This window comes from Mesorhizobium atlanticum (assembly GCF_003289965.1).
Lineage (GTDB): Bacteria > Pseudomonadota > Alphaproteobacteria > Rhizobiales > Rhizobiaceae > Mesorhizobium > Mesorhizobium atlanticum.
The window spans coordinates 730,383-757,113 of the sequence record NZ_QMBQ01000003.1 but is presented as its reverse complement, the minus strand read 5'-3'; the positions used below and the strand labels follow the sequence as shown (position 1 = coordinate 757,113).

Annotated in this window: 26 protein-coding genes and 2 tRNA genes; 14 read left to right on the top strand and 14 right to left on the bottom strand. The window is 62.9% G+C overall.

Annotated features, from left to right (window positions below; all coding sequences use genetic code 11):
* Window positions 1-2: 2 nt before the first annotated feature.
* Window positions 3-1,229, bottom strand: coding sequence for a M20 metallopeptidase family protein (locus DPM35_RS13355; RefSeq protein ID WP_112127699.1), 1,227 nt, complete (start codon window positions 1,227-1,229; stop codon window positions 3-5).
* Window positions 1,216-2,394 carry a M24 family metallopeptidase gene (locus DPM35_RS13350; protein WP_112127698.1) on the bottom strand — a complete coding sequence of 393 codons (1,179 nt, stop codon included), beginning with the start codon at window positions 2,392-2,394 and terminating at the stop codon, window positions 1,216-1,218. The genes DPM35_RS13355 and DPM35_RS13350 overlap by 14 nt, the downstream gene beginning before the upstream one ends.
* Before the next feature lie 251 nt (window positions 2,395-2,645).
* Here DPM35_RS13350 and DPM35_RS13345 point away from each other — a divergent pair, with 251 nt between their 5' ends.
* The 7 genes from DPM35_RS13345 (at window position 2,646) to DPM35_RS13315 (ending at window position 8,602) form a co-directional block, all read left to right on the top strand.
* Entirely contained in the window at window positions 2,646-4,082 is a 1,437-nt protein-coding gene (locus DPM35_RS13345; RefSeq protein ID WP_245431521.1) for an FAD-binding oxidoreductase, read from the top strand.
* Window positions 4,079-4,813, top strand: coding sequence for a FadR/GntR family transcriptional regulator (locus tag DPM35_RS13340; protein ID WP_112127697.1), 735 nt, complete (start codon window positions 4,079-4,081; stop codon window positions 4,811-4,813). The genes DPM35_RS13345 and DPM35_RS13340 overlap by 4 nt, the downstream gene beginning before the upstream one ends.
* A 2-nt stretch (window positions 4,814-4,815) precedes the next feature.
* The gene (locus DPM35_RS13335) at window positions 4,816-5,250 is read left to right on the top strand and encodes a VOC family protein (protein WP_181592002.1); all 435 of its coding nucleotides are present in this window, start codon (window positions 4,816-4,818) and stop codon (window positions 5,248-5,250) included.
* 67 nt (window positions 5,251-5,317) lie between these two features.
* On the top strand, window positions 5,318-6,370 hold the full coding sequence (locus DPM35_RS13330) for an ABC transporter substrate-binding protein (RefSeq protein ID WP_112127695.1): 1,053 nt from the start codon (window positions 5,318-5,320) through the stop codon (window positions 6,368-6,370).
* Window positions 6,370-7,143 carry an ABC transporter ATP-binding protein gene (locus DPM35_RS13325; protein ID WP_112127694.1) on the top strand — a complete coding sequence of 258 codons (774 nt, stop codon included), beginning with the start codon at window positions 6,370-6,372 and terminating at the stop codon, window positions 7,141-7,143. Before DPM35_RS13330 ends, DPM35_RS13325 begins: the two co-directional genes overlap by 1 nt.
* Complete coding sequence (locus DPM35_RS13320; protein WP_112127693.1) at window positions 7,140-7,895, top strand: ABC transporter permease; 756 nt, start codon at window positions 7,140-7,142, stop codon at window positions 7,893-7,895. Before DPM35_RS13325 ends, DPM35_RS13320 begins: the two co-directional genes overlap by 4 nt.
* A 164-nt stretch (window positions 7,896-8,059) precedes the next feature.
* Window positions 8,060-8,602, top strand: a complete 543-nt coding sequence (locus tag DPM35_RS13315; RefSeq protein WP_245431520.1) for a hypothetical protein — start codon at window positions 8,060-8,062, stop codon at window positions 8,600-8,602.
* Between the two features lie 115 nt (window positions 8,603-8,717).
* On the opposite strand, the gene DPM35_RS13310 is transcribed toward DPM35_RS13315, so the two are convergent.
* Window positions 8,718-8,793, bottom strand: a tRNA-Val gene (locus DPM35_RS13310).
* Between the two features lie 218 nt (window positions 8,794-9,011).
* Here DPM35_RS13310 and DPM35_RS13305 point away from each other — a divergent pair.
* Together DPM35_RS13305 and DPM35_RS13300 are read left to right on the top strand one after the other, a co-directional pair.
* A tRNA-Asp gene (locus DPM35_RS13305) sits at window positions 9,012-9,088 on the top strand.
* A 163-nt stretch (window positions 9,089-9,251) separates the two neighbouring features.
* Window positions 9,252-9,455, top strand: a complete 204-nt coding sequence (locus tag DPM35_RS13300) for a hypothetical protein (protein WP_112127692.1) — start codon at window positions 9,252-9,254, stop codon at window positions 9,453-9,455.
* A gap of 323 nt (window positions 9,456-9,778) precedes the next feature.
* Here the strand turns inward: DPM35_RS13300 and rbsK are convergent, their stop codons facing one another.
* The 3 genes from rbsK to DPM35_RS13285 form a co-directional block, all read right to left on the bottom strand.
* A complete protein-coding gene (rbsK, locus tag DPM35_RS13295; protein WP_112127816.1) occupies window positions 9,779-10,708 on the bottom strand; it encodes a ribokinase in 930 nt (309 codons plus the stop codon).
* Window positions 10,709-10,712: 4 nt separating this feature from the next.
* Complete coding sequence (locus DPM35_RS13290) at window positions 10,713-11,165, bottom strand: RbsD/FucU family protein (RefSeq protein ID WP_040981349.1); 453 nt, start codon at window positions 11,163-11,165, stop codon at window positions 10,713-10,715.
* Window positions 11,166-11,249: 84 nt separating this feature from the next.
* Window positions 11,250-12,308 carry an ABC transporter ATP-binding protein gene (locus DPM35_RS13285; protein ID WP_112127691.1) on the bottom strand — a complete coding sequence of 353 codons (1,059 nt, stop codon included), beginning with the start codon at window positions 12,306-12,308 and terminating at the stop codon, window positions 11,250-11,252.
* Between the two features lie 289 nt (window positions 12,309-12,597).
* Between DPM35_RS13285 and DPM35_RS13280 the strand changes: the two genes are divergently transcribed.
* From DPM35_RS13280 to DPM35_RS13270, 3 genes are all read left to right on the top strand, one after another.
* Window positions 12,598-14,274 (top strand): ABC transporter substrate-binding protein, encoded by a 1,677-nt coding sequence (locus tag DPM35_RS13280; protein ID WP_112127690.1) that lies wholly within the window; start codon window positions 12,598-12,600, stop codon window positions 14,272-14,274.
* A 79-nt stretch (window positions 14,275-14,353) separates the two neighbouring features.
* Window positions 14,354-15,469, top strand: a complete 1,116-nt coding sequence (locus DPM35_RS13275; protein WP_112127689.1) for a carbohydrate ABC transporter permease — start codon at window positions 14,354-14,356, stop codon at window positions 15,467-15,469.
* A gap of 8 nt (window positions 15,470-15,477) precedes the next feature.
* Window positions 15,478-16,395, top strand: a complete 918-nt coding sequence (locus DPM35_RS13270) for a carbohydrate ABC transporter permease (protein ID WP_112127688.1) — start codon at window positions 15,478-15,480, stop codon at window positions 16,393-16,395.
* Window positions 16,396-16,549: 154 nt separating this feature from the next.
* Here DPM35_RS13270 and DPM35_RS13265 read toward each other — a convergent pair whose 3' ends face one another.
* Both DPM35_RS13265 and hxlB read right to left on the bottom strand, forming a co-directional pair.
* Window positions 16,550-17,293: a creatininase family protein gene (locus tag DPM35_RS13265; RefSeq protein WP_112127687.1), complete on the bottom strand. Its 744-nt coding sequence runs from the start codon at window positions 17,291-17,293 to the stop codon at window positions 16,550-16,552.
* 3 nt (window positions 17,294-17,296) lie between these two features.
* The gene (gene hxlB, locus DPM35_RS13260) at window positions 17,297-17,863 is read right to left on the bottom strand and encodes a 6-phospho-3-hexuloisomerase (RefSeq protein ID WP_112127686.1); all 567 of its coding nucleotides are present in this window, start codon (window positions 17,861-17,863) and stop codon (window positions 17,297-17,299) included.
* A 183-nt stretch (window positions 17,864-18,046) separates the two neighbouring features.
* Between hxlB and DPM35_RS13255 the strand changes: the two genes are divergently transcribed.
* Entirely contained in the window at window positions 18,047-19,069 is a 1,023-nt protein-coding gene (locus DPM35_RS13255) for an aldo/keto reductase (protein ID WP_112127685.1), read from the top strand.
* Window positions 19,070-19,139: 70 nt separating this feature from the next.
* Here the strand turns inward: DPM35_RS13255 and hupB are convergent, their stop codons facing one another.
* The 4 genes from hupB to clpP form a co-directional block, all read right to left on the bottom strand.
* Entirely contained in the window at window positions 19,140-19,412 is a 273-nt protein-coding gene (hupB, locus tag DPM35_RS13250; RefSeq protein ID WP_040969493.1) for a DNA-binding protein HupB, read from the bottom strand.
* 195 nt (window positions 19,413-19,607) lie between these two features.
* Window positions 19,608-22,019: an endopeptidase La gene (gene lon / locus DPM35_RS13245; protein ID WP_112127684.1), complete on the bottom strand. Its 2,412-nt coding sequence runs from the start codon at window positions 22,017-22,019 to the stop codon at window positions 19,608-19,610.
* Window positions 22,020-22,294: 275 nt separating this feature from the next.
* Complete coding sequence (clpX, locus tag DPM35_RS13240) at window positions 22,295-23,569, bottom strand: ATP-dependent Clp protease ATP-binding subunit ClpX (protein ID WP_040969491.1); 1,275 nt, start codon at window positions 23,567-23,569, stop codon at window positions 22,295-22,297.
* A gap of 291 nt (window positions 23,570-23,860) precedes the next feature.
* Window positions 23,861-24,496, bottom strand: a complete 636-nt coding sequence (clpP, locus tag DPM35_RS13235) for an ATP-dependent Clp endopeptidase proteolytic subunit ClpP (RefSeq protein ID WP_112127683.1) — start codon at window positions 24,494-24,496, stop codon at window positions 23,861-23,863.
* 345 nt (window positions 24,497-24,841) lie between these two features.
* Between clpP and DPM35_RS13230 the strand changes: the two genes are divergently transcribed.
* The gene (locus DPM35_RS13230; protein ID WP_112127682.1) at window positions 24,842-25,429 is read left to right on the top strand and encodes a hypothetical protein; all 588 of its coding nucleotides are present in this window, start codon (window positions 24,842-24,844) and stop codon (window positions 25,427-25,429) included.
* A gap of 69 nt (window positions 25,430-25,498) precedes the next feature.
* On the opposite strand, the gene DPM35_RS13225 is transcribed toward DPM35_RS13230, so the two are convergent.
* Both DPM35_RS13225 and cysE read right to left on the bottom strand, forming a co-directional pair.
* Window positions 25,499-25,702 (bottom strand): DUF3126 family protein, encoded by a 204-nt coding sequence (locus DPM35_RS13225; RefSeq protein ID WP_042644432.1) that lies wholly within the window; start codon window positions 25,700-25,702, stop codon window positions 25,499-25,501.
* Between the two features lie 148 nt (window positions 25,703-25,850).
* Window positions 25,851-26,699: a serine O-acetyltransferase gene (gene cysE, locus DPM35_RS13220; RefSeq protein ID WP_112127681.1), complete on the bottom strand. Its 849-nt coding sequence runs from the start codon at window positions 26,697-26,699 to the stop codon at window positions 25,851-25,853.
* Window positions 26,700-26,731 lie beyond the last annotated feature (32 nt).

The following is a 26,731-nucleotide window of genomic DNA, read 5'->3' as shown; positions in this document are numbered from 1 at the left end:
TGCTAAGCGCCGGGATTCTCGTGCCCCGCCAGGTACATCGTTGCCGCCGACACCAGGGTAAGGACGCCGTTCTTCATCGCGGCCTCGTCGACGCGGAACCTGGAATGGTGAAGCGGATAGACCGACCCCACCGCCTCGTTGCGGATGCCGAGCCGGAAATAGACCGACGGAATTTTCTCGCTGTAATAGGCAAAATCGTCGGCAATGCTCCATCCAGGCATGTTGAGAACATTGTCCGCGCCGATGCTGGCCTTGGCGCCGGCCATGATGAGCGCCGCCATACCGGCATCGTTGACGACGCCAGGCTCACCCTGGTGGATGTCGATCTTTACACTTGCGCCGTGGCTTGCCGCAATTCCTTCAAGCATCTCGCGAAGCCGACGCCAGGCGCGCTCGCGAGTGGCGTCGTTGCCGCTGCGGATGGTGCCTTTGAACGCGACCTTGCCGGCGGTGACGTTGTAGGCATTGCCGCCATTGATGGCGGTCACCGAGATGACCAGCGGATCATAGGGATCGGTCTCGCGCGAGACGATCTTCTGCAGTTCGCTCACCATCGAGCAGGCGACAGTCAGCGCGTCGATACCTTCATAGGGTTTTGCGGCATGGGCCGCCGAGCCGGTGACCAGCACATCGAACGTGTCGCAGGCCAGAGTATAGGGACCGGAACCGACAGCGACCTTGCCGGATCGCGTATAAGGATCGACATGAACGCAGATCGCGGCATCGATGTCGTCGAGCAGCCCCTCCTCCACCACTCGTTTGCCGCCTGACGGCTCGTCTTCTTCTGCCGGTTGGAAGATGAGGCGAACAGTTCCGCCAAAACTGTCGCGCGAGCCATGCAGGTGCGCGGCCACCGCAAAGCCCATCGCGGCATGGGCATCGTGGCCGCAGGCATGCATCACGCCCGGATTTTCCGACGCAAAGTCGACGCCGGACTCCTCCTCGATCGGCAAGGCATCGATATCGGCGCGGATAGCCACCTTGCGGTTCGATGGCCGACCGGTGCCGACGATATCGACGGCAAGCCCGTAGCCGGCCACATAGCGAATCTCGGCGATCCCTTCCTTTGCAAGCATCTCGCGCAAGTAACGCTGCGTGCCCGCCTCCCGGTTCGAAAGCTCCGGGTGGCGATGCAGATGGCGGCGGATCTCGATCATTCGATCGAGAATTCCAGCCTCGATGCCGAGCGCGATATTGCTCGCTGAGGGCGGCTGGTTAGGCTTTGACATGGATGTCCCGCGGGAACTTCGTCAGCGTCTCGTTGCCGGTCTCGGTCACCAGGATGGTCTCGCTGATCTCGATGCCCCAGCCATCCATCCACATGCCCAGAATCGAATGAAGCACATTGCCGGGTTGAAGCACCGTCTTGTCGCCTGGCCGCAGGCTGATCGTATGCTCGCCCCAATCCGGCGGATAGGCAACGCCGATGGAATAGCCGATGCGCGATTCCTTCTTCAGCCCGTGACGCGCGATGACCTCGCGCCACGCCGCTTCGACCTCCTCGGCGGTCATGCCTGGCCGTACGGTGTCGAGCACCGCGTCCATGCCTTCGATCACCGCCTTTGCCGTGTCCGCGACGCGGATCGGCGTCTTGCCGAGCTGCATCGTCCTTGCGAGCCCGGCGGCGTAGCGGCGGCAGACCCCGGCGAGCTCGAGCGCGATCGTTTCGTCCTTTCCGAACCGCCTGTCGCTCCACATGATGTGCGGCGCGGATGCGTTTTCGCCGCCGAGGATCGTTGGCGGCAGCGCCGTGATGTCGCCGGCGAAATCCGGACTGCCGGCGATCTGCGCCGCCTGGATGGAAGCGATGGCGTCGCATTCGCGCACACCCGGCGCGATGACTTCGTAGGCCCGCGCGACCGCCGCTTCCGCCAGTTTCGAGGCCTTGCGCAGATAGGCGATTTCCGGCGCCGATTTCACCGCGCGGATCCAGTTCACCAGCAGGTCGGCGTCGTGCCATTTCGCATTGGGCAACCCGGCGACGAGCCGCGCATGGGCCTTCGGCGAGAAGTAATAGGCCTCGAGTTCGATGCCGATGGGACGGTTGCCCCAGCCTTTGGCAACGATCCAGGCCGCGATCCAGTCCATCGGATGACGGTCGGCCCGCTGGACATGGTCCTCCGGGAAGCCGACGACATTTTCCGGCTTCATCCACGCCGTCAGCAAGCCGCCGGCGGCATCCATGGCGCGGCCGATCCAGACCGGCTCGGCATCCTCGATGGGAACAAGCACGACCTGCGGCGTATAGAACGACCAGCCGTCATAACCAGTGATGTAATGCTGGTTGGCGACGTCGTTGACGATCAGGAGTTCGATACCGCGCCTGGCCATCTCGGCGCGGATTTTTCCGAGCCGCTGCTGGTACTCGGCGCGGGCAAAAGGCAGTTCAATCATCTCTTCTCCTTGCCGGATCGATCTGGTCGGGACGAAGCTTCAGTTGTCCACCATTGCGGCGGTTTTGACGGACGACAATCGGCCAGGACGATGCATAGGCAGGGCCTAGCCGAACAGGCTCTGCGCCCGCGACATGGTCAGATCCACTGCCTTGAACGAGCCGGTGACCCGTTCGCCGAACAGAGAGAGCGATTGACTCGACGCAAGTTGTAGGATGATATGTATCACCTGATATCCAGACACGAACCTTCATGACCGTTCATCGCCTCTCGCCGGAAATCCTCAGCGCCATGGAAGGCGCCGTCGGCCGAAACGGCATCGCCGCCGAGCCGGCTGGAATGGCGAAATATCTGGGCGATTGGGCCGGCGATTATCGCGGCGAAGCGCTTGCCGTGCTGCGGCCCGGCTCGGTCGGCGAAGTCCAGGCCCTGATGCGCTTGTGCAACGAGCTTGGGGTCGGCGTCATTCCGCAGGGCGGCAACACCGGGCTGGTATCAGGCTCGATCGACAGCAAGGGGGGCGGCCTGGTTGTCTTAAGCCTGGAGCGGTTGAACGCCATCCGGCAGATCGATGCGGGCAACTTCACGCTGCAGGCCGATGCCGGCTGCGTGCTGCAGACAATCAAGGATGCCTGCGAGGCTCAAGATTGCCTCTTCCCGCTGGCGCTTGGCGCGCAAGGCAGCTGCCAGATCGGCGGCAATGCGGCGACCAATGCCGGCGGCGTCAACGTGCTGCGCTACGGCATGGCGCGCGATCTGATCCTGGGCCTCGAAGTGGTGCTGGCGGATGGCGAGCTGTGGAACGGCTTCTCTGGCCTGCGCAAGAACAACAGCGGCTATGATTTGAAGCAGCTTTTCATCGGCTCGGAAGGCACGCTCGGCGTCATCACGGGTGTCGAGGTCAAGCTGTTTCCGAAGCCGGCACGAACCGAGACCGCCTATCTCGGCCTGGCCTCGTTCGAGGCGGCCGTCGCGCTCTTCAACCAGGCGCGCCGCGACTGCTCGGACCTCATCTCCGCTTTCGAGATCATCGGCGCCGAATGCGTCGAGCTTGCCAGGCTGATCGACCCGGCTATGAGAGCGCCGGTCGCCGCGCCCGTCCACGTGCTGATCGAATTGTCGTCCAGCGCTGCTATCGACCTCAACAGCTTGCTGGCCGGCCTACTCGGCGGTGCCATGGAAAATGGCCTGGTGACCGATGCGGTTCTCGCCGCGAGCACAACGCAGGCCAGGAGTTTTTGGGCGATCCGCGAAGGTCTGGTCGAGGGCCAGGCCAAGCGTGGCTATCATGTGCGCACCGATCTTTCGGTGAGGATTTCCGACATTCCCGGCCTCATCGAAAGAGCCCGCCGCTTCGTCGCCAATGACCATCCCGGCTGGATCCCCCTCGCCTATGGCCACGCCGGCGACGGCAACATCCATTTCAACGTGCTGCCGCCGCTCGGCCTTGCGGAGCACGAGGCCCGCGCACGTGGTGCCGAGGTCATCACCGGGCTCTATGAAATCGCCGTCGGCCTCGGCGGCTCAATCAGCGCGGAGCACGGCATCGGCCGCAGTCGCCGCAAGGAATTCTGGGCCGGGCTTTCGCCCACGCATCGCCGCATGGTCGCGGCGCTGAAGTGCGCCCTCGACCCCAAGGGCCTGATGAATCCCGGCTGCCTGTTGCCAGCGACGGAGAGTGTTCCATGAAGCAGAGACTGGCCGCCATCGGCACTGTCGAGACATTGCCGCACCGGGTCGCCGCCTTCCTCAGCCGCGAGATCGAATCCGGCGAGCTGAATCCCGGCGCGCGCCTGCCAACCGAGCAGGAGCTATCGGAAAAATTCGGCGTCAGCCGCAATGTGGTGCGCGAGGCGATCGCGCAGCTTCGCGCCGACGGCATGATCGAGGCGCGCCAAGGCATCGGCGCCTTCGTGCTGGCGCCCGAGCAACGGGCAGCGATCCGCATCGACCGCGAGGCGCTCAAGGACACGCACAACATGGAGCGGCTGTTCGAGCTGCGCTGCATCCTCGAGGCCGAATCGGCCGCGCTCGCGGCGGCGCGCCGCAATCAGGGCCATCTCGATTCGATCAAAGCCGCGCTCGACCGCATGGGCGGCGAGGAGCGTTGGGAAGAAGGCAGCATCGACGCCGACCTGCTCTTCCACCGCGAGATCGCGCGCGCCACCGGCAACAGCTACATCCACACCTTCATCTCGTTCGTTTGCGAGCAGATCCGCCACTCCATCCACTACGCGCGCATGACCAATCCGCTGCACGATCTCGTCGAGATCAATGTCGGAGAGCATGTGCGCATCTATGACGCGCTGGTGGCGGGCGATCCGGCGGCGGCGGAAGCGGCAATGCGGGCGCACATCGTCGGCGCCGCCAACCGCGTCGGCGTTAAGCTGCCACTCTCGAAAGCCGGCGGAGCGAAATAGCCATGCCGGCAAGCATCACGCGCATCTCAGACGTCTGCCTTCTGGTGGAAAACATCGAAAGGACAGTCGATTTCTATGTCGAGAAACTCGGCTTCCGCCTGCGCCGCCGCGCCGAAGGCTTTGCCGATTTCCATGGCGAGGGCGTGACGCTCGCCGCCTGGGAGCTTGACCACATCAACCGCCATACCGGTGTGTCCAACCAGAGGTCGCCGCGCCATGCGCACAAGGTCTGCATCGCCGTGCAGCTCGACTCGCCCACCGATATCGACCGGCTGCATGGCGAATTGAGCGCCAGGGGCGTGCCCTTCTACGGCCCGCCGGAAAACTACGTCTGGAACGCCCGCTGCGCCTATTTCACCGACCCAGACGACACACTTTGGGAGCTTTACGCCTGGCTCGACGGCGGCCCTGGCGATTATCACGACGAACAGCCGTAGACGACGCCGCGCTGAAGGGAACGGCGCCTGAATAAGAGACGAGAAAAGTCTGCAACAGGAGCGAAAAATGAGTGGGAACAGGGACTTCGAATTAAATCGTCGCGCTTTCGTGAAAGGCGGCATGGCAGCCGTTGCGGCCACCTCTGCCGGCATGCAGCTGGTGCTGACGCCCGGCGCCAGAGCCGCGGGCAAGGTCGTCATCCAGTATGATTGGCTCATATCCAACGGACAGATCGGCGACATAGCGGCCGTCGCCAATGGCTATTTCAAGGATGCCGGGCTGGAGGTCGAGTTCAGCCCCGGCGGCCCCAATGCCTCGACCGTGCCGCCGGTCGTCTCGGGCTCGGCGCAGCTCGGGCAGTTTTCCGAAACGCCGCAGCTCTACGCCGCGCGCGCCAGCGGCGTGCCGATCAAGATTATCGCCTGCGGCTTCCGCACCGGTCCTTATGCACTGACGTCTAAGCCCGCCAAGCCGATCCGCAGCGTCGCTGATCTCAAGGGCAAGAAGATCGGCATCCAGCCGACGGCGCGCTTCGTCATCGACGAGATCCTGGCCAAGAACGGCATCGACCCGTCGGAGGTGACCATCGTCAACGTCGGCTTCGACAAGGCGCCGCTGGTGCGCGGCGATGTCGATGCCATCGGCGGCTGGATTACCAACACCCAGGCGCTCAGCATCGTCGGTGACGACCGCATCGACCTGCTGACGCGCGATCTCGGGCTGAGCTCCTACGCCGATGTCTACTTCGCCACGGACGCGGCTATCGAGAAGGACCCGGAGACGCTGGCGAAGTTCATCGGCGCCGTCGGCAAAGGCTGGGGCTGGGTGCATGCCAACCCGCAGGAAGCGGTGAAGAAGATGGTCGCCGCCTATCCGGAAATGGACCTCGGCTGGGAGGAAAAGACGGTCAACCTGGTGCTGAAGCTCTCCTTCGACGGCGCGACCGCCAAGGATGGCTGGGGCACGTTCGATCCGGCCTCGATCGAGGAGCAATTGGCGCTGCTCGACAAGGTTGGCCAGTATCCCAACGGACGCCCGGCGGCCGCCGATGTCTACACCACCAAGATACTCGAACTCTCGGCCGCCGACCGGCCCAAACTCGACGCGCCCGCGGCGTGATGCCAGACGCGATCGAAGCGCGGCAGCTGGATGTCGGCTATGGCGGCCGGCAGACGGCCGTCAAAGTGCTCACCGGCCTCGACTTGACCGTCGCGGCCGGTTCCTTCCTGTCGATCCTGGGTCCGTCCGGCTGCGGCAAGTCGACCTTGCTCCGCGTGGTGGCCGACCTGCTCGATCCCCTCGGCGGCACGATCAGCGTGCTTGGCGAGACGCCGCATACGGTGCGCTCGCGCCGCGATGTCGGCTTCGTCTTCCAGGATTCGACCCTGCTGCCCTGGCGTACGGTACGCGATAATGTGCGCCTGCCGCTTGGCGTCGGCCAGCGCAGCCTGACTCGCAAGATCGAGGACCGCAGCACGGAACTGCTGGAACTCATGGGCCTCGGCGGCCTCGGCGAGCGCCTGCCGCATCAGCTCTCCGGCGGTCAGCGCCAGCGGGTGGCGATCGCGCGTGCGCTGCTCGGCGAACCGAAACTGCTTCTGATGGACGAACCCTTCGGCGCGCTGGACGAGATCACGCGCGACCGGTTGAACGACGAGCTTCTGGCGCTCTGGCGGCGCACCAGCACGACCATCCTCTTCGTCACCCATTCGATTGCGGAAGCTGCCTATCTCGGCGAGCGCGTCATCGTGCTGGCCGCCAATCCCGGGCGCGTCGTCAAGGACCTCGACATGCGGCCCTTCAAGCAGGAAGGCAATCGCTGCAAGCGCGAGGATCCGGCAATCGTCGCCGCCATGGCCGATCTGCGCGCGGCGCTGGAGCGCGCATCGTGAGACAGGCGCCGCTCTCCCCGCAAATGACCGTCGCGCTTCCCGTCCTGGGCGCGGCGTCGATCCTGCTTGCCTGGCAATATCTCCTGCCGCTGCTCGGCGTACCGGCCTATATCGTGCCGACACCGACGGCCATCTTCGGCGTCTTCCAGAGGAATTTTGCCCTCCTCATGGACAATCTGCGGCCAACGCTGATCGAGGCGCTGGCCGGTTTCGTCATCGGTAATCTCGCTGCCGTGCTGCTCGCCGTGCTCTTCGTCCACAGCCGCGTCTTGCAGGCCGCCTATTTCCCGATCGTGCTCTTCTTCAACACCATTCCGATCCTGGCGCTGTCGCCGATCATCATCCTGATCTTCGGTCTCGGCATGACGCCGAAGATCGTGATTGCCGCGGTGATCTGCTTCTTCCCGACGCTGGTGAACATGATCCGCGGCCTTGATTCGGCAAGCGACAACGAACACGAGCTGTTTCGGGTGCTGTCGGCGACGCGCTCCGAGATTTTCTGGAGCCTGCGCCTGCCTCGCGCGCTGCCCATGCTGTTCTCCTCGCTCAGGATTGCTTCGGCCACCGCCGTCATCGGCGCCATCGTCGGCGAATGGATCGGCTCGGACAAAGGTCTTGGTGCGCTTATCATCCAGGCGACCTTCAACTACCAGTCCGACCGCCTCTACGCCGCGATCGTGCTGTCGTCCTCGCTGTCGATCGCGCTGTTCTGCATCGTCGTGCTGATCGAGCGCCGGGTCATCAGATACTGAATTGACGGCAGCTATCGGTTTGGCGACGTCCGCCAGCGCTCGGTGTCCCCCGGGTCGCGCAGCCCGGTCATGATCGGTCTCGCGACGTCATCCGGGGCCATTCATCGCGTATTCAACCGGATTGCGATAGGGTACGGCGTGATTCAAAATCGGGAGACAAAATCGTGTTAAAAACCTTCAATGTCTCGATCCGGGCGGCACTGGCTTTCATATGCCTGGCGGGCCTGGTCGCTGCGGCGTCCGCCCTATTCCCCGCCGCCGCCTCGGCCCAGCAGCTGCGGCGATGCGCGGAAGAAGGCGGTGTTTGCCGCCTGCCCTACCCCGCAGAAGTCATCTACGGCGCACGCGGTCGAACCACCTCCCGCTTTTTCGACCGTCCCGTCGTCCGTTGCTCGAATCGCGTTTTTGGCGATCCCGCACCCGGCCGCGAGAAAGCCTGTTACTTTGTCGCGCGCGGTCGCGGTGACTACGGCGATGACAACAACTATGGCGACGACGATTATGGCGGGCGCCCGGATCGCGGCGGATGGGTCGCCTGTGCCAGGGAAGGCGACTTCTGCGATTTTCGCGGCCGTGCTGTAGTCAGATACGGCGCACGCGGCCGGTACGTGCAGGACGTCTTCAGGAACGGCGTCGACTGCAGCAACGACGCCTTTGGCGATGATCCTGCGCCCGGCGCTCATAAAGCCTGCTACGTCAGGCAGTAGGCAATTGTGATCTTGGGGCGGTCATTTGATCGCCCCATCGACCGTCCTGACGTTGGACCGACGAGTTGCTATGAACCGCCCTGGAGTCTTGGATTGCGATCGGCATCTTGGATCATGGTGGGCGATGACGGACTCGAACCGCCGACATCTTCGGTGTAAACGAAGCGCTCTACCAACTGAGCTAATCGCCCGCCTGAGCGCGGACCTTTAAGCAGTTAGGGTCGCGTTCGCAAGGCCAAATGAACCGGCAGCGCGCCCGTCGCGGCGCGGATTTCCCCAGGTTCGATGCCGCTGTCAAAAAACCTTCTCCTGATTGCTGTAATGCTTCAATGCCGCGCTTGACACCCGCAGGCGAACCCCTTATCCAGCGCCCCAACGACGAACACGCCTGACACGTGCTCGTCAGTGCGCGGGTGTAGCTCAGTCGGTTAGAGTGCCGGCCTGTCACGCCGGAGGTCGCGGGTTCGAGCCCCGTCACTCGCGCCATTTCCTTCACGGAATCAATCGGAAAATTCGGTGTGTAGCGCGCACCTTGGCGCGGTTCTCTCTCATATCCTGAGAAACTCATAACCCAAGCGGCGCCTGCCCTTCACGGAACCATTCCAATCTTGTCCCGTTCAGCCCACGGGCGAAAAGGACGGAGATCAAGATGGCTGTGAGATGCCGCATTTCGATTGACGACGCCAGGGATGTGGACGAACTGGCTTTCCAGGAATTGCCGCGGGTTGGCGAAAGCGTGTCGATACCGGTCGAAGGATCGAACCAGGACCTTCGCGTCCTGCGGGTGGTGCATATGCCCGGCAGCGAGCAAGACGCGACGACAATGCTGGAGCTGACAAGCAGGATTCTGTAGAGCGTTTCACCGTTTAACGGAAACGGCGAACCGCTCTAACTCTTTGTTTGTGCGAAATTCCTGACGGAAAACCGCTCACACTTTTCCTGGAATTGCTCTAGCGCTGTCCAAGCCCGATTCGGCGAATCATTCGCCCACGACTACGCCGGAAGCGATAATCTGAGCCGTCCGCTCGGTGAGCCTCTGGCACTTCACAAGCGTGGGTTTTTTGTAAGGTTTCTTCATCCTGCCGTTCCCGGCGTTGCCGACCAGGAGGATGAACGCGCCCGCTTCAGGAGTGTTCCGGGTCAAGGGGCCGCTAATAAACCGGGCGAACTACGAGTTCATGCCTTCGCCAGCAGCGCCTCGACCTCTTGCAATGTCGGCATCGACGGGGCGGTGCCGGGGCGTGTCACCGAAATGCCGGCGACCGCGCAGGCGAAGCGAACGGCCTCTAGCGGCTCGACGCCTTTTGCCAAAGCGGCGGCGAGACCGCCGTTGAAGGCATCGCCCGCGCCCGTCGTCTCGACCACCGGACCGGCACTGACCGCTCCGACATGTTCGGAGCGGTCCTTGGTGTGCAGCAGCGCGCCTTTTTCTCCGAGCGTCACGATGATGGCGCCGACGCCCTTGGCCAGCAAGGCGTCGGCGGCGCGGCGGGCGTCGTCGACCGACGAGACCTTGATGCCGGTCAGCCCTTCGGCTTCGGTCTCGTTGGGCGTGACATAGTCGCAAAGCGTGTAGATGCGATCCGGCAGGCTGGCGGCAGGCGCCGGGTTGAGAATGGTCGTCACCCCTGCCCCGCGCGCGATTTCCAGCGCTCTCAAGGCTGAGTCGATCGGCTGTTCGAGCTGGGTGACGAAGACGCCGGCAGACTCGATGAGCGCGGCATGCGCCTCGATGTCCGCAGGCGAGATCAGCATGGCCGCGCCCGGGCTGACGATGATGGCATTGTTGCCGGTGCCTTCCTCGACGAAGATATAGGCCGCCCCCGTATAGCTGTCCGGCGTGTCGATGACGGCGCTCTTCACGCCGGCATCGCTCCAGGTGTGCTTGGCCATGTCGGCGAAGGCATCGACGCCCAGTCGCGTCAGGAAGGTGATGTCAGCGCCAAGCTTGCCTGCCGCGACCGCCTGGTTCGAGCCCTTGCCGCCCGGTCCGAGCTTGAAGGAATTGCCGAGGATGGTTTCGCCCATCCGCGGCTGGCGATCGGCGCGATAGGCGGTGTCGGCGACGAACACGCCCAGGATCACAACGGGCTTGCTGGCGGTCATCGTCTCACTCCGCATCCGGCGGCACGACGCCCTTGCGGAAGGCAAAGCAGCCATAGAAGCGGCGCTCCCCGGTCTGGATCACGCAATAGGCCTTCTTCGAGCGCTCGTAGAAGGCGTAGCGTTCGATCGAGATCATCGGCCAGGGCTTGCCCTCGGCCGCGTCGATCTCCTTCTGCACCTCCTTCTGCACCGGCGGGATCTCGTTCGGCTTGCCGACGATCTCCATGCGCGCCGCGGCATCGTTGACGAACGTATCCAGCGGCAAGACCGACAGCACCGCCTTCACCACGTCGGCCGCCGTCGCATCGATGCGCAAGAGCTTGCCGAGCACCGTTTGCCGCGCCACCGAATCGGACGGGAAATTGGTGTCGGCGATGATCAGGTCGTCGCCATGGCCCATCGCCCGCAGCGCCTGGAGCACATCGGCATTGAGCAGCGGATTGATCCCTTTGAGCATGGTTCCCTCCCGGAAGTCTGTGTGCGGTCTGGAGCAATTCCAGGAAAAGTGTGAGCGGTTTTCCGTCCTGAATTGCGTAAAGCCCTAAAGTCGCTTGCCTGTCCCGGCGTCGAAGAGGTGGACCTGCTCGAGACGCGGCCTGAGCTTCAGCGCATCGCCCGGCTTGAAGTCGTGGCGCTCGCGAAACAGCGCCACCATCTCGCCCTCGCCGAAGCGCACGAACACCAGCGTCTCCGACCCGGTCGGCTCGACGACCGAGATGTTGGCGGCGACGCCGTCGGGATGGATCTCCAGGTGCTCCGGGCGCACGCCGTAGACGACGGCCTGACCGTCCTCGCCGGCACTGTTGGCGGGCATCGGAAATGCCGTGCCGGCGATGTCGACGACCGGTTTCTCGCCCTTCCTCACGGTTCCCTTGAGCAGGTTCATAGCCGGCGAGCCGATGAAGCCGGCGACAAACAGATTGGCGGGCCGGTCGAACAGTTCCAGCGGCGCGCCGATCTGCTCGATGCGGCCATCGCGCATCACCACGATCTTGTCGGCCATGGTCATGGCCTCGATCTGGTCGTGGGTGACGTAGATCGTCGTGGTCTTCAGCCGCTGGTGCAGCTCCTTGATCTCGGTGCGCATCTGCACGCGCAACTTGGCGTCGAGGTTGGAGAGCGGCTCGTCGAACAGAAACACTTGCGGATTGCGCACGATGGCGCGGCCCATGGCGACGCGCTGGCGCTGACCGCCCGAAAGCTGACGCGGATAGCGCTTGAGATAGGGCGCGAGGTCGAGGATGTCGGCGGCGCGCTTGACACGTTCGGCGACGATGGCCGGATCGGTGCCGCGCAGCTTCAGCGCGAAGGCCATGTTCTGCTCCACCGTCTTGTGCGGGTAGAGCGCGTAATTCTGGAACACCATGGCGATGTCGCGCTTGGCCGGCGGCAGGTTGTTGACGACGCGGTCGCCGATCGAGATCGTGCCGCCCGAAACAGTCTCCAGCCCGGCCACCATCCTGAGCAGCGTGGACTTGCCGCATCCTGATGGGCCGACCAGCACGACGAACTGCCCGTCGGCAATGTCGACGCTGACCTCATGCAGGACCTTGACGGTTCCGAACGCCTTGGCCACACTGCTGATCGCGACTTGAGCCATCGTCTCCCCTTTATCTTTTGATCTTTTGCGGTGAAGCTAGCCATTGCCAAGGGCAACGGCAAGTGGGTATCTTATAGATAAAAAGCCAATCTTGTTGACAAGGTAATCGATTACGCGAAATAGTGGCGAGTGCCAATCCGACGCAGGCCTGTTACCCTGAGATCGGAGCTTCGGCGACGCAGGGTGGGGTCCCACGTCCCCGTATGATCGAGGAGAACCGAGAGACGTTTCCACGTCCGAGAGATTGGCACTTCAATTCAATCGCTGTTGTTCTGGGAGGAACCTGTAGATGAGAGTCGACCTGTACGAAAAACTGATGCGCGCCGGCGCCAGCCGTCGCGATCTGTTGAAAGGCGCGGCCAGCATGGCCGCAATCGCCGCCGCTTCCGGCGCCGGGCTCGGCGCATTGACAAGGCCGGCCGCCGCCGATGACGACCTGCGCAAGAAAATCCTGCAGATCCCTGGTGTCGGCAAGGGCCAGCCGACCGATGCCGACTTCCAGAAGGTCGGCGAGCTCTGCCTCGAAGCGACCAAGGCCAACGTCAAGGAAGGCGAGTTCGCCGGTGTCGAGCTCACCTTCATGGGCCTCAACAACCAGAACCTGCACAACGTGCTGTTCCGCGGCTTCCTGAAGCCGTGGGAGGCCTATACGGGGGCCAAGATCAGCTGGATCGACCTTGCCCAGGCCGATTACAACGCCCGCCTGCAGCAGTCGATTGCCACCGGCACCGTCGACTTCGACATCATCGAGATGGGCGCGCCCTTCGAAGGCGACGTCTGCGGCAAGGGCCTGACCTCGGAAATGCCCGACTGGGTCAAGAAGCAGATCGACTTCGACGACCTGGTCAACTATCTCAAGCCGCCGGTCGGCACCTGGAACGGCAAGCAGTATCGCGTGACAATCGACGGCGACACGCACAATTTCAACTACCGCACCGACGTGTTCTCCGACTCCGAGCTGGCTGCAGCCTGGAAAGCGGATAGCGGCGACAAGGCAGGACTGACGGAGTGGGGCGTGCCCAAGACCTGGCAGCAGGTGCAGGCCGTCACCAAGTTCCTGAAGGGCAAGAAGTTCAAGGGCCAGGACGTATACGGCTATCTGGACGCGCCCAAGCCCTGGGGCGGTTTCGGCTTCTATTTCCTCGGCAGCCGCGCCACGGCCTATGCCAAGCATCCCGATGACAAGGCCTGGCTGTTCGACGCCGACACGATGAAGCCGCGCGTCAACAATCCGGCCTGGGTGCGCGCCATCCAGGACGTCATCGACGCCCTGCCGTCCGAACCCGCCGACCAGATCAACGCCGATCCGAACACGACTGCCTTCCAGCAGTTCTTGGCCGGCACCGGCTCGATGATCCCCTGGTGGGGCGACGTCGGCTCGAACGTGAAGACCAATGACTCGTCGGTCATCGGCGACGTCACCGGCTTCTCGATCCTGCCGGGCTCCGACGACGTCTACAACTCCAAGACCGGCAAGTGGGAAAAGCTCGCCAGCGGCCCGAACTATGCGCCGAACTGCGCCTATCTGGGCTGGGGCGTCTATGTCATGGCTCGTGTCGACAAGGACGAGAAAAAGAAGAAGGCCGCATGGTCGGCCGCCGCCCATCTCGGCGGCAAGGACCTGTCGATCTGGACGGCGATGTATCCGTCGGGCTTCCAGCCCTACCGCAACTCCCATTTCAACATTCCCGAATGGGTGGCGGCCGGCTATGACGAGGCCTTCATCACCTCCTACCTCAAGTCGGAAGGCGATTCCTACAACCATCCGAACGCCGCCATCGAGCCGCGCATCCCCGGCATCTTCCAGTACTACTCCGCCGCCGAGGACATCCTTGCCAACACCTTTGCCGGCAAGATGAAGGCACAGGAAGGCGCCGACGCCATCGCCGCGGCCTGGGAAAAGCTGACCGACCAGATCGGCCGCGAAAACCAGGTCAAGCTCTACAAAGCCTCGCTCGGCATGTAGGCTGTCTCGACCAAGTCGCGGCCCGGCGACACCTCGTCGCCGGGCCGCATATTTAGGCTGACTCGAAGAGGCGAGAAGCGTGGCTGAGCAGACTTCGACCGCGAATGCGTGGCCGGCGAATCCGGCCGACTTGATCCCGGCAGGCCGCAAGCGCCTCGGCTGGGGCCTGCTGGCCGCAGCCACGCTCGGCTTGCTGGCGATCATCGTCGTGCAGATCCTCTACAAGACCGAGATGTCCACGGTCGGCTTCGACACTTGGCGCCCTGTGGTCTACGCCTACATCTTGTGGGGCGCGGCGCTCGGCGCCTGGCAGGTGCTGACGCGCGGCGAGGACGGGCAGCGTGCGCTGTTCCTTTTGCCGGCGCTGCTTTTCACCATCGCCATGGTGATCTTCCCGACGCTGTTCGGCTTCTACATCGCGTTGACCGACTGGAACCTCAGTTCGTTTACCGGACGCAGGTTCAACGGCCTCGACAATTTCTGGCAGATGCTGGCCGACCCCTATTACCGCAACGCGCTGCTCAACATGGTGCTCTATGTGCTTGCGGTTCTGGTCGAATATGTCATCGCCTTCGGCCTGGCGCTGCTGCTCAACGCGCAGATCAAGGCGCGAAAGTTCTTCCGCGTCGTCTTCCTTTTGCCGCTGATGCTGTCGCCGGTCGCCGTGTCCTGGATGGTCGGCAAATCGCTGATGGAATACCGGTTCGGCCCGGCGGCGACGCTGGCACGCCATCTCGGCTGGGACAATCCCGCCTTCTTCTCCGATCCGATCACCGCCCGCATCTCGATCATGATGCTCGACGCCTGGACCTTCATCCCGTTCATGATGATCATGCTGCTTGCCGGCCTGCAGGCGATGTCGCGCGAGGTGCTGGAGGCCGCCCGCGTCGACGGCGCGACCGCGTGGCAGACCTTCTGGCAGGTGACCTTTCCGCTGATGCTCCCGGTGTCGGTGACGGCCGTGATCCTGCGCATCATCTTCAAGCTGAAGCTCGCCGATATCATCATCACGCTGACTTCCGGCGGCCCCGGCGGCGCTACCGATTCCGTGTCGAGCTTCATCTATCGCGAATATCGCGACCGCTCGAATGTCGGCTACGGCACAATGCTCGCCATGGCCTATCTGATCATCATCGTTGTCTTCGTGACCTGGCTGTTGAAAGTCGCCAGTCGCTTCGTGCGCAACGTCAACTGAGCGGCATCATGAGCGTCCAGACCACCGACTACACTGTTTCCGAAATCCGCTCGCCGGCGGCCTTCATCGCCAGCCGCGTATTCATCTACGGCGCGCTCGTCTTCTGGGCCTTCGTCTGCCTGTTCCCGATCTACTGGACGATCACCACCTCGTTCAAATCGGCGGTCGACGTCACGCAAGGCCATCTCATTCCCTTCGTCGACTTCACGCCGGACTGGAAGGGCTGGCGTTCGCTCGGCCTGTCGCCGGATTCGATCTCCCAGACGTCGACCGTGCGCGACGAGTTCCTCAAGCGCTTCATGAACTCGGTCATCACCTCGGTCGGCGCGTCGGCTCTCGCCATCATCATCGGCAGCCTCGCCGCCTATGGCCTTGTCCGCTACCGCTACAAATTCGCCTGGTTCAGGAACGAGGACATCTCCTTCTTCTTCCTGTCGCAGCTTATCCTGCCGCCGGTCGTGCTGGCGCTCCCCTTCCTGGTGCTCTACCGCGAAGTCGCCCTCCTCGATACGCGCATCGGGCTCGTGCTGCTCTACACGCTGATGGTGCTGCCGATCGTCATCTGGATCATGCGCGACCAATTCAACTCCATTCCCGTCGAATTGGAGGAAGCGGCTTTGGTCGACGGGCTGTCGATCTGGGGCGCCTTCTTCCGCATCGTCATGCCGATCGCCCTGCCCGGCATGGTCGCCGCCTTCATCCTGGCAATGGTGCTGTGCTGGAATGAGTATTTCTTCGCCGCTCTTCTGACGTCGACGGACGCCAAGACCATCCCCGTCATGGTGGCGAGCCAGACCGGCTCGCAAGGCATCAACTGGTGGTCGATGGCAGCCTTGGCCACCGCCGCGATCGCGCCGCTGGCCATCATCGGCATCGCGCTCGAACGCTACCTGATCATGGGCATGACAGCCGGCTCGGTGAAATAGCTGGACCTCTCCTTCCCCCCTTGTTGGGGAAGGTGGCCGCGCAGCGGCCGGATGAGGGGTGCTCCAGGGAACGCCGACGTCTCATTCCGCCGGAACACCCCTCATCCGTCGCCTTCGGCGACACGTTCTCCCACAAGGGAAGAAGGAAGAGCCGCTAGCGCACCAATATCGCCCTTAAATGATCGAGGATCATGGCGACGCCGACCTTGCCGAGGCCCGCCGAGGCCTCCGCTGCGTCTTTCGTGTACCAGCCGGTGTTGTCGGCCAAATGCTTCTCGTCCACGGCTTCAGGGCATAGCGCCAGCATCAGCGAGGTTTCACCCTTGCCGGCATGGTCGAACGGGTATTTGCCGTTCATCGCGGCCGGCATCAGCGGGTGCACCTGCACCCAGTTGAAGACATTCTCGCCCTGCGCATGGCCGGCATAGTAATCGGCCATGGTGTTCGACCCCCACCAGCCCTCGCCGCGCTGCTTTTCCAGGAAACGGAAGATCGCCTGGCGGCCGGCGGTCTTGAAGGCGAGGTCGGTCGGCATGCCGGCCACGAAATTCTCGGTCTGGTGGTGGATGATGGCGCGGATGTTGCGGAAACCGATGCGCAATAGCCCGTAGAACAATTCCTCCGCGAATGGCGAAAGCACCGGACCGCCGACCTGCACCGAGCCGCTGCCTTCCGGCGCCGCGACCGCATAGCTTGCCGCGCCGTAATAGAAGGGCGGCAGGATGACGAGATCCCTCTCCTTCTCGATCAGCTCCACCGTCTTGATGACGGCTAAAGTGTCCATGCCGACCGCCATGTGCTCGCCGTGATATTCGAGCACGCCGAGCGGCAGCACGACCGGCCAGTTCTCCTCGATCGCCTTACGGATCTGGTGCGGCAGCATCAGCTCGTAGCGCATCCCCTACTCCATATTGGTGTGCCTGGCGCGCATCGCTTCCGGCGTCGCATTGGTCAGCGCCTGGAGCTTCAGCACCATGATCTCGAACAAGAGGAACAGCGCGCCTTCGAACAGCGAGCCCATCGGCAGCACCGAGCTTCTCGCCGCGCCCTGGTCGCTGGCCATGGTCTGGGCTGGAATCACGAGCGTGAAGTCGGCGAGTTTCGCCGCGCTGCCTGTCGGCTCGGCCGTTAGGAGCAGCACCTTCGCGCCGGCCTCGCGGGCAACCCGCATCAAGGTCAGCACCGTGGTGGTCTCGCCCGGCCCTGAACTCGCCAGGAAGACGTCTCCCGGCCCGAGCGGCGGCGTGGTCATGTCGCCGACCACCGAGACCGGCAGGCCCAGATGATAAAGCCGCATGGCGAAGCCCTTCACCTGCAGCGCCTCGCGGCCGCAGCCATAGACGGCGATCCTGCCGGCCGCGGCAAGCATCTGGCAGGCAGCGTCGATCCGGGTTTCATCTATGCGCGCCAGCACCGCGCCAAGCTCGTCCAGCGCGGTCGCGAATATGTCTGATCCGGCTTTGCTCATCACGGCTCACTCTGCCTGCGCGATATCGCGAGCTCAATCGATTTGCGGTGCGCTGCCGCGAAACGCTTGTTTTTGTTCATGCTACCATTGCGAAAATCGCTGTCCAACGAGCCTCGGCACTTTTGCTGGGCCACGAGCGTGATAGTGTCATGTCAGACAAATCACTCCGGGACATCGTCAGATATGAAGACACGGCATTTCGACCGCATCGGCAATGGCGGCATCACCTTCACCGAGCTCGGCTTCGGCACCGCGCCGCTCGGCAATCTCTACCGCGCCATCTCCGATGAGGATGCCAACGCCACGCTGGAAGCGGCATGGAAGGCTGGCTGCCGCTACTTCGACACCGCGCCGCTCTACGGCCTCGGCCTGTCGGAAACCCGCCTCAATCCTTTCCTTCGCGGCAGGAAGCGCGACGACTATGTGCTGTCGAGCAAGGTCGGCCGCCTCATGCGCGTCGCCCCGCCGGACCAGCGCACCGGTATCGGCAAGTTCTTCGAGACGCCGTCGCGCCGCGAAGTCTACGACTACTCCTATGACGGCGTCATGCGCTCCTTCGAGGCCTCGCTGGAGCGCCTCGGCGTCGACCGCATCGACATTCTCTTCGTCCACGACGTCGACATCTTCACCCATGGCAGCAAGGAAGCCTCGGATGCCCGCATCGCCGAGTTCATGTCGTCGGGCTATTACGGGCTGCTTTCGCTGCGCGACCAGGGCGTGATCAAGGCCTTCGGCGGCGGCATCAACGAGTGGCAGGTCGCGCAGACGCTCGCCGAGCGCGGCGATTTCGACCTGTTCCTGCTCGCCGGCCGCTACACGTTGCTCGAACAGGAAGCACTGCAGTCCTTCCTGCCGCTTTGCCAGAAGCGTGGCATCGGCATCGTGCTGGGCGGCCCTTACAATTCCGGCGTGCTGGCGACCGGCCCGAAGCCTGGCGCCTTCTACAATTACAGCGAGGCGCCGAAGGAGATCCTCGACCGCGTGGCGCGCATCGAGGCCGTCTGCAAGCGCCACAATGTGCGCCTGATCGAGGCGGCGCTGCAATTCCCGCTGCAGCATCCTTCGGTGATGTCGGTGATCCCAGGCGGCCAGCGGCCTGCCGAAGTCGAAAGCAACCGCGCGTTGCTCGACACCAAGATACCGGCTGCACTCTGGGTGGATTTGAAGCAGGAAGGCCTGATGCGCGCCGACGCGCCGACGGCATGAACTTCCTGCAATCGACCCAAAAAAGAAAAGCCGGGCAAGCCCGGCTTTTCTGCTCTTAAAGAAAAAGGTCTTAGTTGACCGCGTCCTTGAGGCCCTTGCCGGCCGAGAACTTCGGCACGGTGCGCGCCGGAATCTTCACTTCCGCGCCGGTCTGCGGATTGCGGCCGGTCGAAGCAGCGCGTTTTGACACGGTGAAATTTCCGAAGCCGACAAGCCGGACATCGCCGCCCTTCTTCAGTTCGCCTGTGATCACGGAGAACACCGCATCGACGGCGGACTGCGCATCAGCCTTCGAAATGCTTGCGGCATCGGCGACAGCGGACACCAGTTCGTTCTTGTTCATCAAAATTCCCTTCCATGAGAAAACCGGAACTACGACTCATCCGGCAGGAAACGGACTTTAGAAAGAAGCGTCCCGGAACCCAAGCCAAAAACCGCGGAATTCCGGGCTTTTTTGCATTTTTTCGTGGCTTTTTCACATGAAAAAGCCGGGCTCGAAGCCCGGCTCTCTCGTTGTGCACTGCAACTTTAACTTTTGTTAGTGCGCCAGCGACTTTCCGGCATCATCGCCGCTGTCGACCGGAGCCGGAGCATTGACCGGCTCGACCCATTCGATCGGCTCCGGCATCCGGGTGAGCGCGTGCGCAAGCACCTCGCCGACCCGCGAGACCGGGACGATCTCCATGCCGTTCTTCACATTGTCCGGAATGTCCGCCAGATCCTTGACGTTCTCTTCCGGGATCAGGACCTTCTTGATGCCGCCGCGCAATGCCGCGAGCAGCTTCTCCTTCAGGCCGCCGATCGGCAGGATGCGACCACGCAGCGTGATCTCGCCGGTCATCGCCACATCGGCCCGGACCGGGATACCCGTCAGCACCGACACGATAGCCGTGGCCATCGCGGCGCCGGCGGACGGGCCGTCCTTCGGGGTCGCGCCTTCCGGCAAGTGGACGTGGATGTCGCGCTTGTCGAACAGCGGTGGCTCGATGCCGAAATCGAGCGCCCGGGAGCGGACATAGGAAGCCGCCGCCGAGATCGATTCCTTCATCACGTCGCGCAGATTGCCCGTCACCGTCATGCGGCCCTTGCCGGGCATCATGACGCCTTCGATCGTCAGCAGCTCGCCGCCGACTTCCGTCCAGGCAAGACCCGTGACCACGCCGACCTGATCGTCGGCTTCGACCTGGCCGAAGCGGAAGCGCGGCACGCCAAGATAATCGGCGAGGTTTTCCGCCGTGATCTTCACCGTCTTCTTCTTCGTCCGCAGGATCTCGGTCACCGCCTTGCGCCCGAGCTTCATCAGCTCGCGCTCCAGGCTGCGCACGCCGGCTTCCCGCGTATAGGTCTGGATGATGCCGCGGATCGCGTCCTCGCCGACCGAGAATTCGTTCGGCTGCAGCGCATGGTCGCGGATCACCTTGGGCATCAGGTGGCGCTTGGCGATCTCGATCTTCTCGTCCTCGGTGTAACCGGCGATACGGATGATCTCCATGCGATCCATCAGGGGCGCAGGGATGTTCAGCGTGTTCGCCGTGGTCACGAACATCACGCTCGACAGGTCGTATTCGACCTCGAGGTAATGGTCCATGAACGTCGAGTTCTGCTCCGGATCGAGCACCTCGAGCAGGGCAGATGACGGATCGCCGCGGAAGTCCTGGCCCATCTTGTCGATCTCGTCGAGCAGGAAGAGCGGGTTGGACTTCTTGGCCTTCTTCATCGACTGGATGACCTTGCCGGGCATCGAGCCGATATAGGTCCGCCGGTGACCGCGGATCTCGGCCTCGTCACGCACGCCGCCGAGCGCCATGCGGATGAACTCGCGGCCGGTCGCCTTGGCGATCGACTTGCCGAGCGAGGTCTTGCCGACGCCGGGCGGTCCGACGAGGCACAGGATCGGCCCCTTCAGCTTCTTCTGCCGGCTCTGCACGGCGAGATACTCGACGATGCGCTCCTTGACCTTGTCGAGGCCGAAATGATCGGCGTCGAGCACGTCCTGCGCATAGTTGAGGTCCTGCTTGACCTTGGAGTTCTTGCCCCACGGGATCGACAGCAGCCAGTCGAGATAGTTGCGCACCACCGTCGATTCAGCCGACATGGGCGACATCGAGCGCAGCTTCTTCAATTCGGCTTCCGCCTTTTCGCGGGCCTCCTTGGAGAGCTTGGTCTTCTTGATGCGCGCCTCGATCTCGGCGGCTTCGTCGCGGCCGTCCTCGCCCTCGCCGAGTTCCTTCTGGATCGCCTTCATCTGCTCGTTGAGGTAGTACTCGCGCTGCGTCTTCTCCATCTGGCGCTTGACGCGCGAGCGGATACGCTTCTCCACCTGGAGCACGGAGATCTCGGCTTCCATGAAGCCCATCGCCTTCTCCAGACGCTCCTTGACGGAAAGCGTGGCGAGCATCTCCTGCTTCTCGGGGATCTTGATGGCGAGATGCGAGGCAACCGTGTCGGCGAGCTTGGAATAGTCGTCGATCTGGCTGGCCGCGCCCACCACTTCGGGCGAGATCTTCTTGTTCAGCTTGACGTAATTCTCGAAGTCGGTGACGACCGAGCGGGCAAGCGCCTCGATTTCGACCTCTTCCTCTTCCGGCTCGGCGAGCGCGGTGGCGCGGGCCTCATGGAAATCGGCGCGGTCGGTGAACGAGACGATCTTGGCGCGCGAGGCGCCCTCGACCAGCACCTTCACGGTGCCGTCGGGAAGCTTCAAAAGCTGCAGCACATTCGCGAGCGTGCCGATGTCAAAAATCGCATCGGGCTCAGGATCGTCGTCGGCTGCATTCATCTGGGTGGCAAGCAGGATCTGCTTCTCCTGACCCATCACCTCTTCCAGCGCCTTGATCGACTTTTCACGGCCCACGAAGAGCGGAACGATCATATGCGGGAACACGACGATATCGCGCAGTGGGAGGACTGCGAAAACGCCGTCGCCGGAAGCCTTGGATATCTTGGCCATTGTCCAACCTTTCATGTCGCGGCCGCTTATTTTAGCCAACCGCGAATCTCATATTAACGACCGAGTGTCGTTCCGCCTACCACCGTTTGTGACGGGAGTTTTACAGCACAGAATCCGGCGCCTCGGCCTTCCGCTGTTAGGTGGATGCAGCCAGGGCAAAGATCAAGGGTTAACACAGCCTGGATGTCCATTCCGTCACCTGGTGGCGGGCCCACACAGCAAAACGGCGCCATGCTGGCGCCGTTCCATGAAAATTGTGGGGTCGGGATGCCATTTCAGGCGCTCACATTGCCCTTCTTTTCCTTCTGCTCGGAATAGATGTAGAGCGGCCGGGCGTTGCCGGACACCACCTCTTCCGAAATCACCACCTCGCGCACGCCTTCCAGCGCCGGAAGCTCGAACATGGTGTCGAGCAGGATGGCCTCCATGATGGAGCGCAAGCCCCGCGCGCCGGTCTTGCGCTCGATGGCGCGCTTGGCGATCGCCGACAGCGCGTTCTCATGGAACGTCAGGTCGACATTCTCCATCTCGAACAGCCGCTGATACTGCTTGACCAACGCGTTCTTCGGCTCGGTCAGGATCTGGATCAGCGCCGGCTCGTCGAGGTCTTCAAGGGTCGCCAGAACCGGCAGACGGCCGACGAATTCCGGGATCAGGCCGAATTTCAACAGATCCTCCGGCTCGACCTGGCGGAACAGGTCGCCGGTGCGCCGATCCTCGGGCGAGGCCACGGTCGCGCCGAAGCCGATCGAGGTCTTGCGGCCACGATCCGAGATGATCTTGTCGAGGCCAGCGAAGGCGCCGCCGCAGATGAACAGGATGTTGGCGGTGTCGACCTGCAGGAATTCCTGCTGCGGATGCTTGCGGCCGCCCTGCGGCGGCACCGAAGCGACAGTGCCTTCCATGATCTTCAAGAGCGCCTGCTGCACGCCCTCGCCCGACACGTCGCGGGTGATCGACGGATTGTCCGACTTGCGCGAGATCTTGTCGATTTCGTCGATATAGACGATGCCGCGCTGGGCGCGCTCGACATTGTAGTCGGCCGACTGCAACAGCTTCAGGATGATGTTCTCGACGTCCTCGCCGACATAGCCGGCTTCGGTCAGCGTCGTGGCGTCGGCCATGGTGAACGGCACGTCGATGATGCGGGCGAGCGTCTGCGCCAGCAGAGTCTTGCCGCAACCGGTCGGGCCGATCAGCAGGATGTTCGACTTCGCCAGCTCGACATCGTTGTTCTTGCCGGCGTGCGCGAGGCGCTTGTAGTGGTTGTGCACCGCCACCGACAGCACGCGCTTGGCGTAGGGCTGGCCGATGACGTAGTCGTCGAGGACCTTGAGAATCTCCTGCGGGGTCGGCACGCCCTCGCGCGACTTCACCATCGAGGTCTTGTTTTCCTCGCGGATGATGTCCATGCAGAGCTCGACGCACTCGTCGCAGATGAAGACGGTCGGACCGGCAATCAGCTTGCGAACTTCGTGCTGGCTCTTGCCGCAAAACGAGCAGTAAAGGGTGTTCTTGGAGTCACCGCCATTATTGCCGACCTTGCTCATTTTTCTGTCCTTTCACCAACGCCCGCCGGTGGTCTGGCTTTCAGTGACGTCTCACCAATCTACCGCGGGAATCCGCCACCGCCAGTGTCCCGGCTCACACAGCGCATTCCGTACGAAACACAAATCAGAAAACGCGGCAATGATTCGCAGCAACCCCATGCAAAGCTAAGCCGTCGAAAATCAACATAGCCTTAACGTAGGCAATCCCGACGCCTGAGGGAACAGCCAAATGTGGCCGAAATGCCGCAAGCCGCGCCAAAAGCGCGTTATGCTGCCATTTGCCGTCGATTGTCAGGCTGAAACCGTGGCTGTCTCGGCGGCCTCGCGGCTCGAGATGACCTTGTCGATCAGACCGAAATCCCGGGCTTCGTCCGCGGTCATGAAATGGTCGCGATCGAGCGTCCGCTCGATCTCCTCATAGCTCTTGCCGGTATGCTTGACATAGACCTCGTTCAAGCGGCGCTTCAGCTTGATGATGTCCTGCGCATGACGTTCGATGTCCGAAGCCTGACCCTGGAAGCCGCCGGACGGCTGATGAACCATGATACGGGCGTTCGGCGTGGCGAAACGCATGTCCTTGTGGCCGGCGGTCAAAAGCAGCGACCCCATCGAGGCTGCCTGGCCGATGCAGAGCGTCGACACGGCCGGCTTGATGAACTGCATGGTGTCGTAGATTGCCATGCCCGAGGTGACGACGCCGCCCGGCGAATTGATGTAGAGGTTGATTTCCTTCTTGGGGTTCTCCGCCTCGAGGAACAAAAGCTGTGCACAAACCAGCGTCGCCATCCCGTCCTCGACCGGGCCGGTGATGAAGATGATGCGTTCCTTCAAGAGGCGCGAGAAAATGTCATAGGCGCGCTCGCCGCGATTGGTCTGCTCGACCACCATCGGAACGAGGTTCATGTAGGTTTCAACGGGGTTCTTCATGGACTACCCTTGTTGGAGATGGATTTCCGGCACCTGGTATACGAGCAACGGCGCGGAATCGTTCTGGATCGGTTATGACCTAAATAGGATGCCGGCTCACCCTAGCGCAAGGCCGCCCCTCCTAGCCATCTGGTTAAGTCGAGTAAAGCGCGGCAGGCCTGAGAAACACGGCCGATTTGATCGCGCGAGACGGGTTCGGTCTCAGTTGGCCGGACGAAGCCATCCACAAGGTAGCAATTCCTTAACCGCGCCGCTTAACGAAAAGCCTTGAAATCACTGTCCGCCCCCGGACCTTCCGCTACAGTCCTGCGTTGTGAAGGCGTCCTTTTTCAACGGGGGAATGTCATGATCCGCAAACACTCCGCGTCGCTGGCGGCCGTCGCGATGCTTGCCAGCGTCTCAGGAACCGCCGCTGGCGGCCGCGCGCTCGAATGCTACGAGCCGATCCACAGGCCGGCGCTCTATGACACCGTCTACGAGGATGTGATGGTGAGCCCCGGCGGACAGGTGGTCGATTACGACGCGCCGATCTTCGGCACCTATCAAAGCGTGGACCAGATCGCGCCTCCGCGCGTCACCTATGAGACAGTGCCGGCGGTGACACGCACGCTCTACCATACGGTCAAGGTCGATAATGGCGGCTATGCCTGGGAATGGCGCGTCATCCATGGCCGCAAGGTGCTGTGCAAAGTATGGCGCAAGGCCCGCTATGCGCGTGTCGCCGAAACGGTCGTGGTGCAACCGGAGCGCGTCCGGCGCGTGGTTCTGCCGGCAGAGTATGAAGGCGTTGCCCACGAAGTGCTGGTACGGCCACAGCAAGTCCGCATCCGGGAAATTCCACCTTCATACGGGACGGTGGCGCGCCGGGTGGTGGTGCGGGAAGGTTCGACCAGCTGGCGGCGGGTGCATATTCCCCGGCATTGCCAGGACTAGGCACCATTTCGCCCGCGGGTTGCATTCGGCCGGGCAGCGTTGCCGCGCACCCGGCCAGCTGTTGCTGGCTTAGCCCAGATCGATGTCGAGAATGGCCATCGAGAAATTGTAGTCGCCGTCGTCCTCGTCCTTGAAGACGATGCCGAGGAATTCGTCGCCGACATAAACCTCGGCCGAGTCTTCCTTGCGCGGACGCGCCTTGACCTGCAGTTTGGGGTTCTGGAAGACGCGCTTGAAATAGGCGTCGAGCTTTCTGATTTCGTCAGGCTTCAAAAGTCTTCTCCGAAATGTCGGCCTTGTTCGTGAGAACGCGCTTCTGACACGCCAACAATGGCCATGTAAAGGCAAGCCGGCAGGATAACATGGGAGAACAATAAGGCGGAACTGGCGCCCCGTTCGGCCGCCACCGGTAAGCGGTCGGTCAGATGTCGAAGCTGACCACGTGATCCATGCTCTGCGACGGCAGCAGTTGGTCCATCTGCCGCGAAGGCTGGTCGCAGCCGGTCTCGCCGACGACGCGCGCGGGCACGCCGGCGACCGTCTTGTTGTGCGGCACGGGCGAAAGCACCACCGAGCCGGCCGCGATCTTCGAGCAGTGGCCGATCTCGATATTGCCGAGGATCTTGGCGCCGGCGCCGATCAGCACGCCGCGGCGGATCTTCGGATGGCGGTCGCCATTGGCCTTGCCGGTGCCGCCCAGCGTCACCCCATGCAGGATCGAGACATCATCCTCGATGACGGCCGTCTGGCCAACGACCAGGCCCGTGGCGTGGTCGAGGAAGATGCCCTTGCCGATGCGGGCGGCCGGATTGATGTCGGTCTGGAACACCGAGGACGAGCGGCTCTGCAGATAGAGCGCGAAATCCCTGCGGCCCTGGTTCCACAGCCAATGTGCCAGCCGGTGCGTCTGGATGGCGTGAAAACCCTTGAAATAGAGGACCGGCATGATGAAGCGGTCGCAGGCCGGATCGCGGTCGTAATAGGCCTGGATGTCGACGCGAACCGTGGTGCTCCACTCCGGATCGTCGTCCAGCATCGCCTTGAAGGTCTGGCGGATGAGATCGGACCCGATGTCCTGATGCGCCAGGCGCTCGGCAAGCCGGTGGATCACCGCTTCTTCCAGGCTCTCCTGGTTGAGGATGGTCGAATAGAGGAAGGCCGCAAGCAACGGATCGCGGTTCACCGCCTCCATCGCTTCGTCCCGGATCGACCGCCAGATCGGATCGACCGGCTGCACCATGCTGGGGCGGGCAATCGTAATGCTGTTCATCGACGCTCTCCGGCCTTGCTCATTCTCCGGCG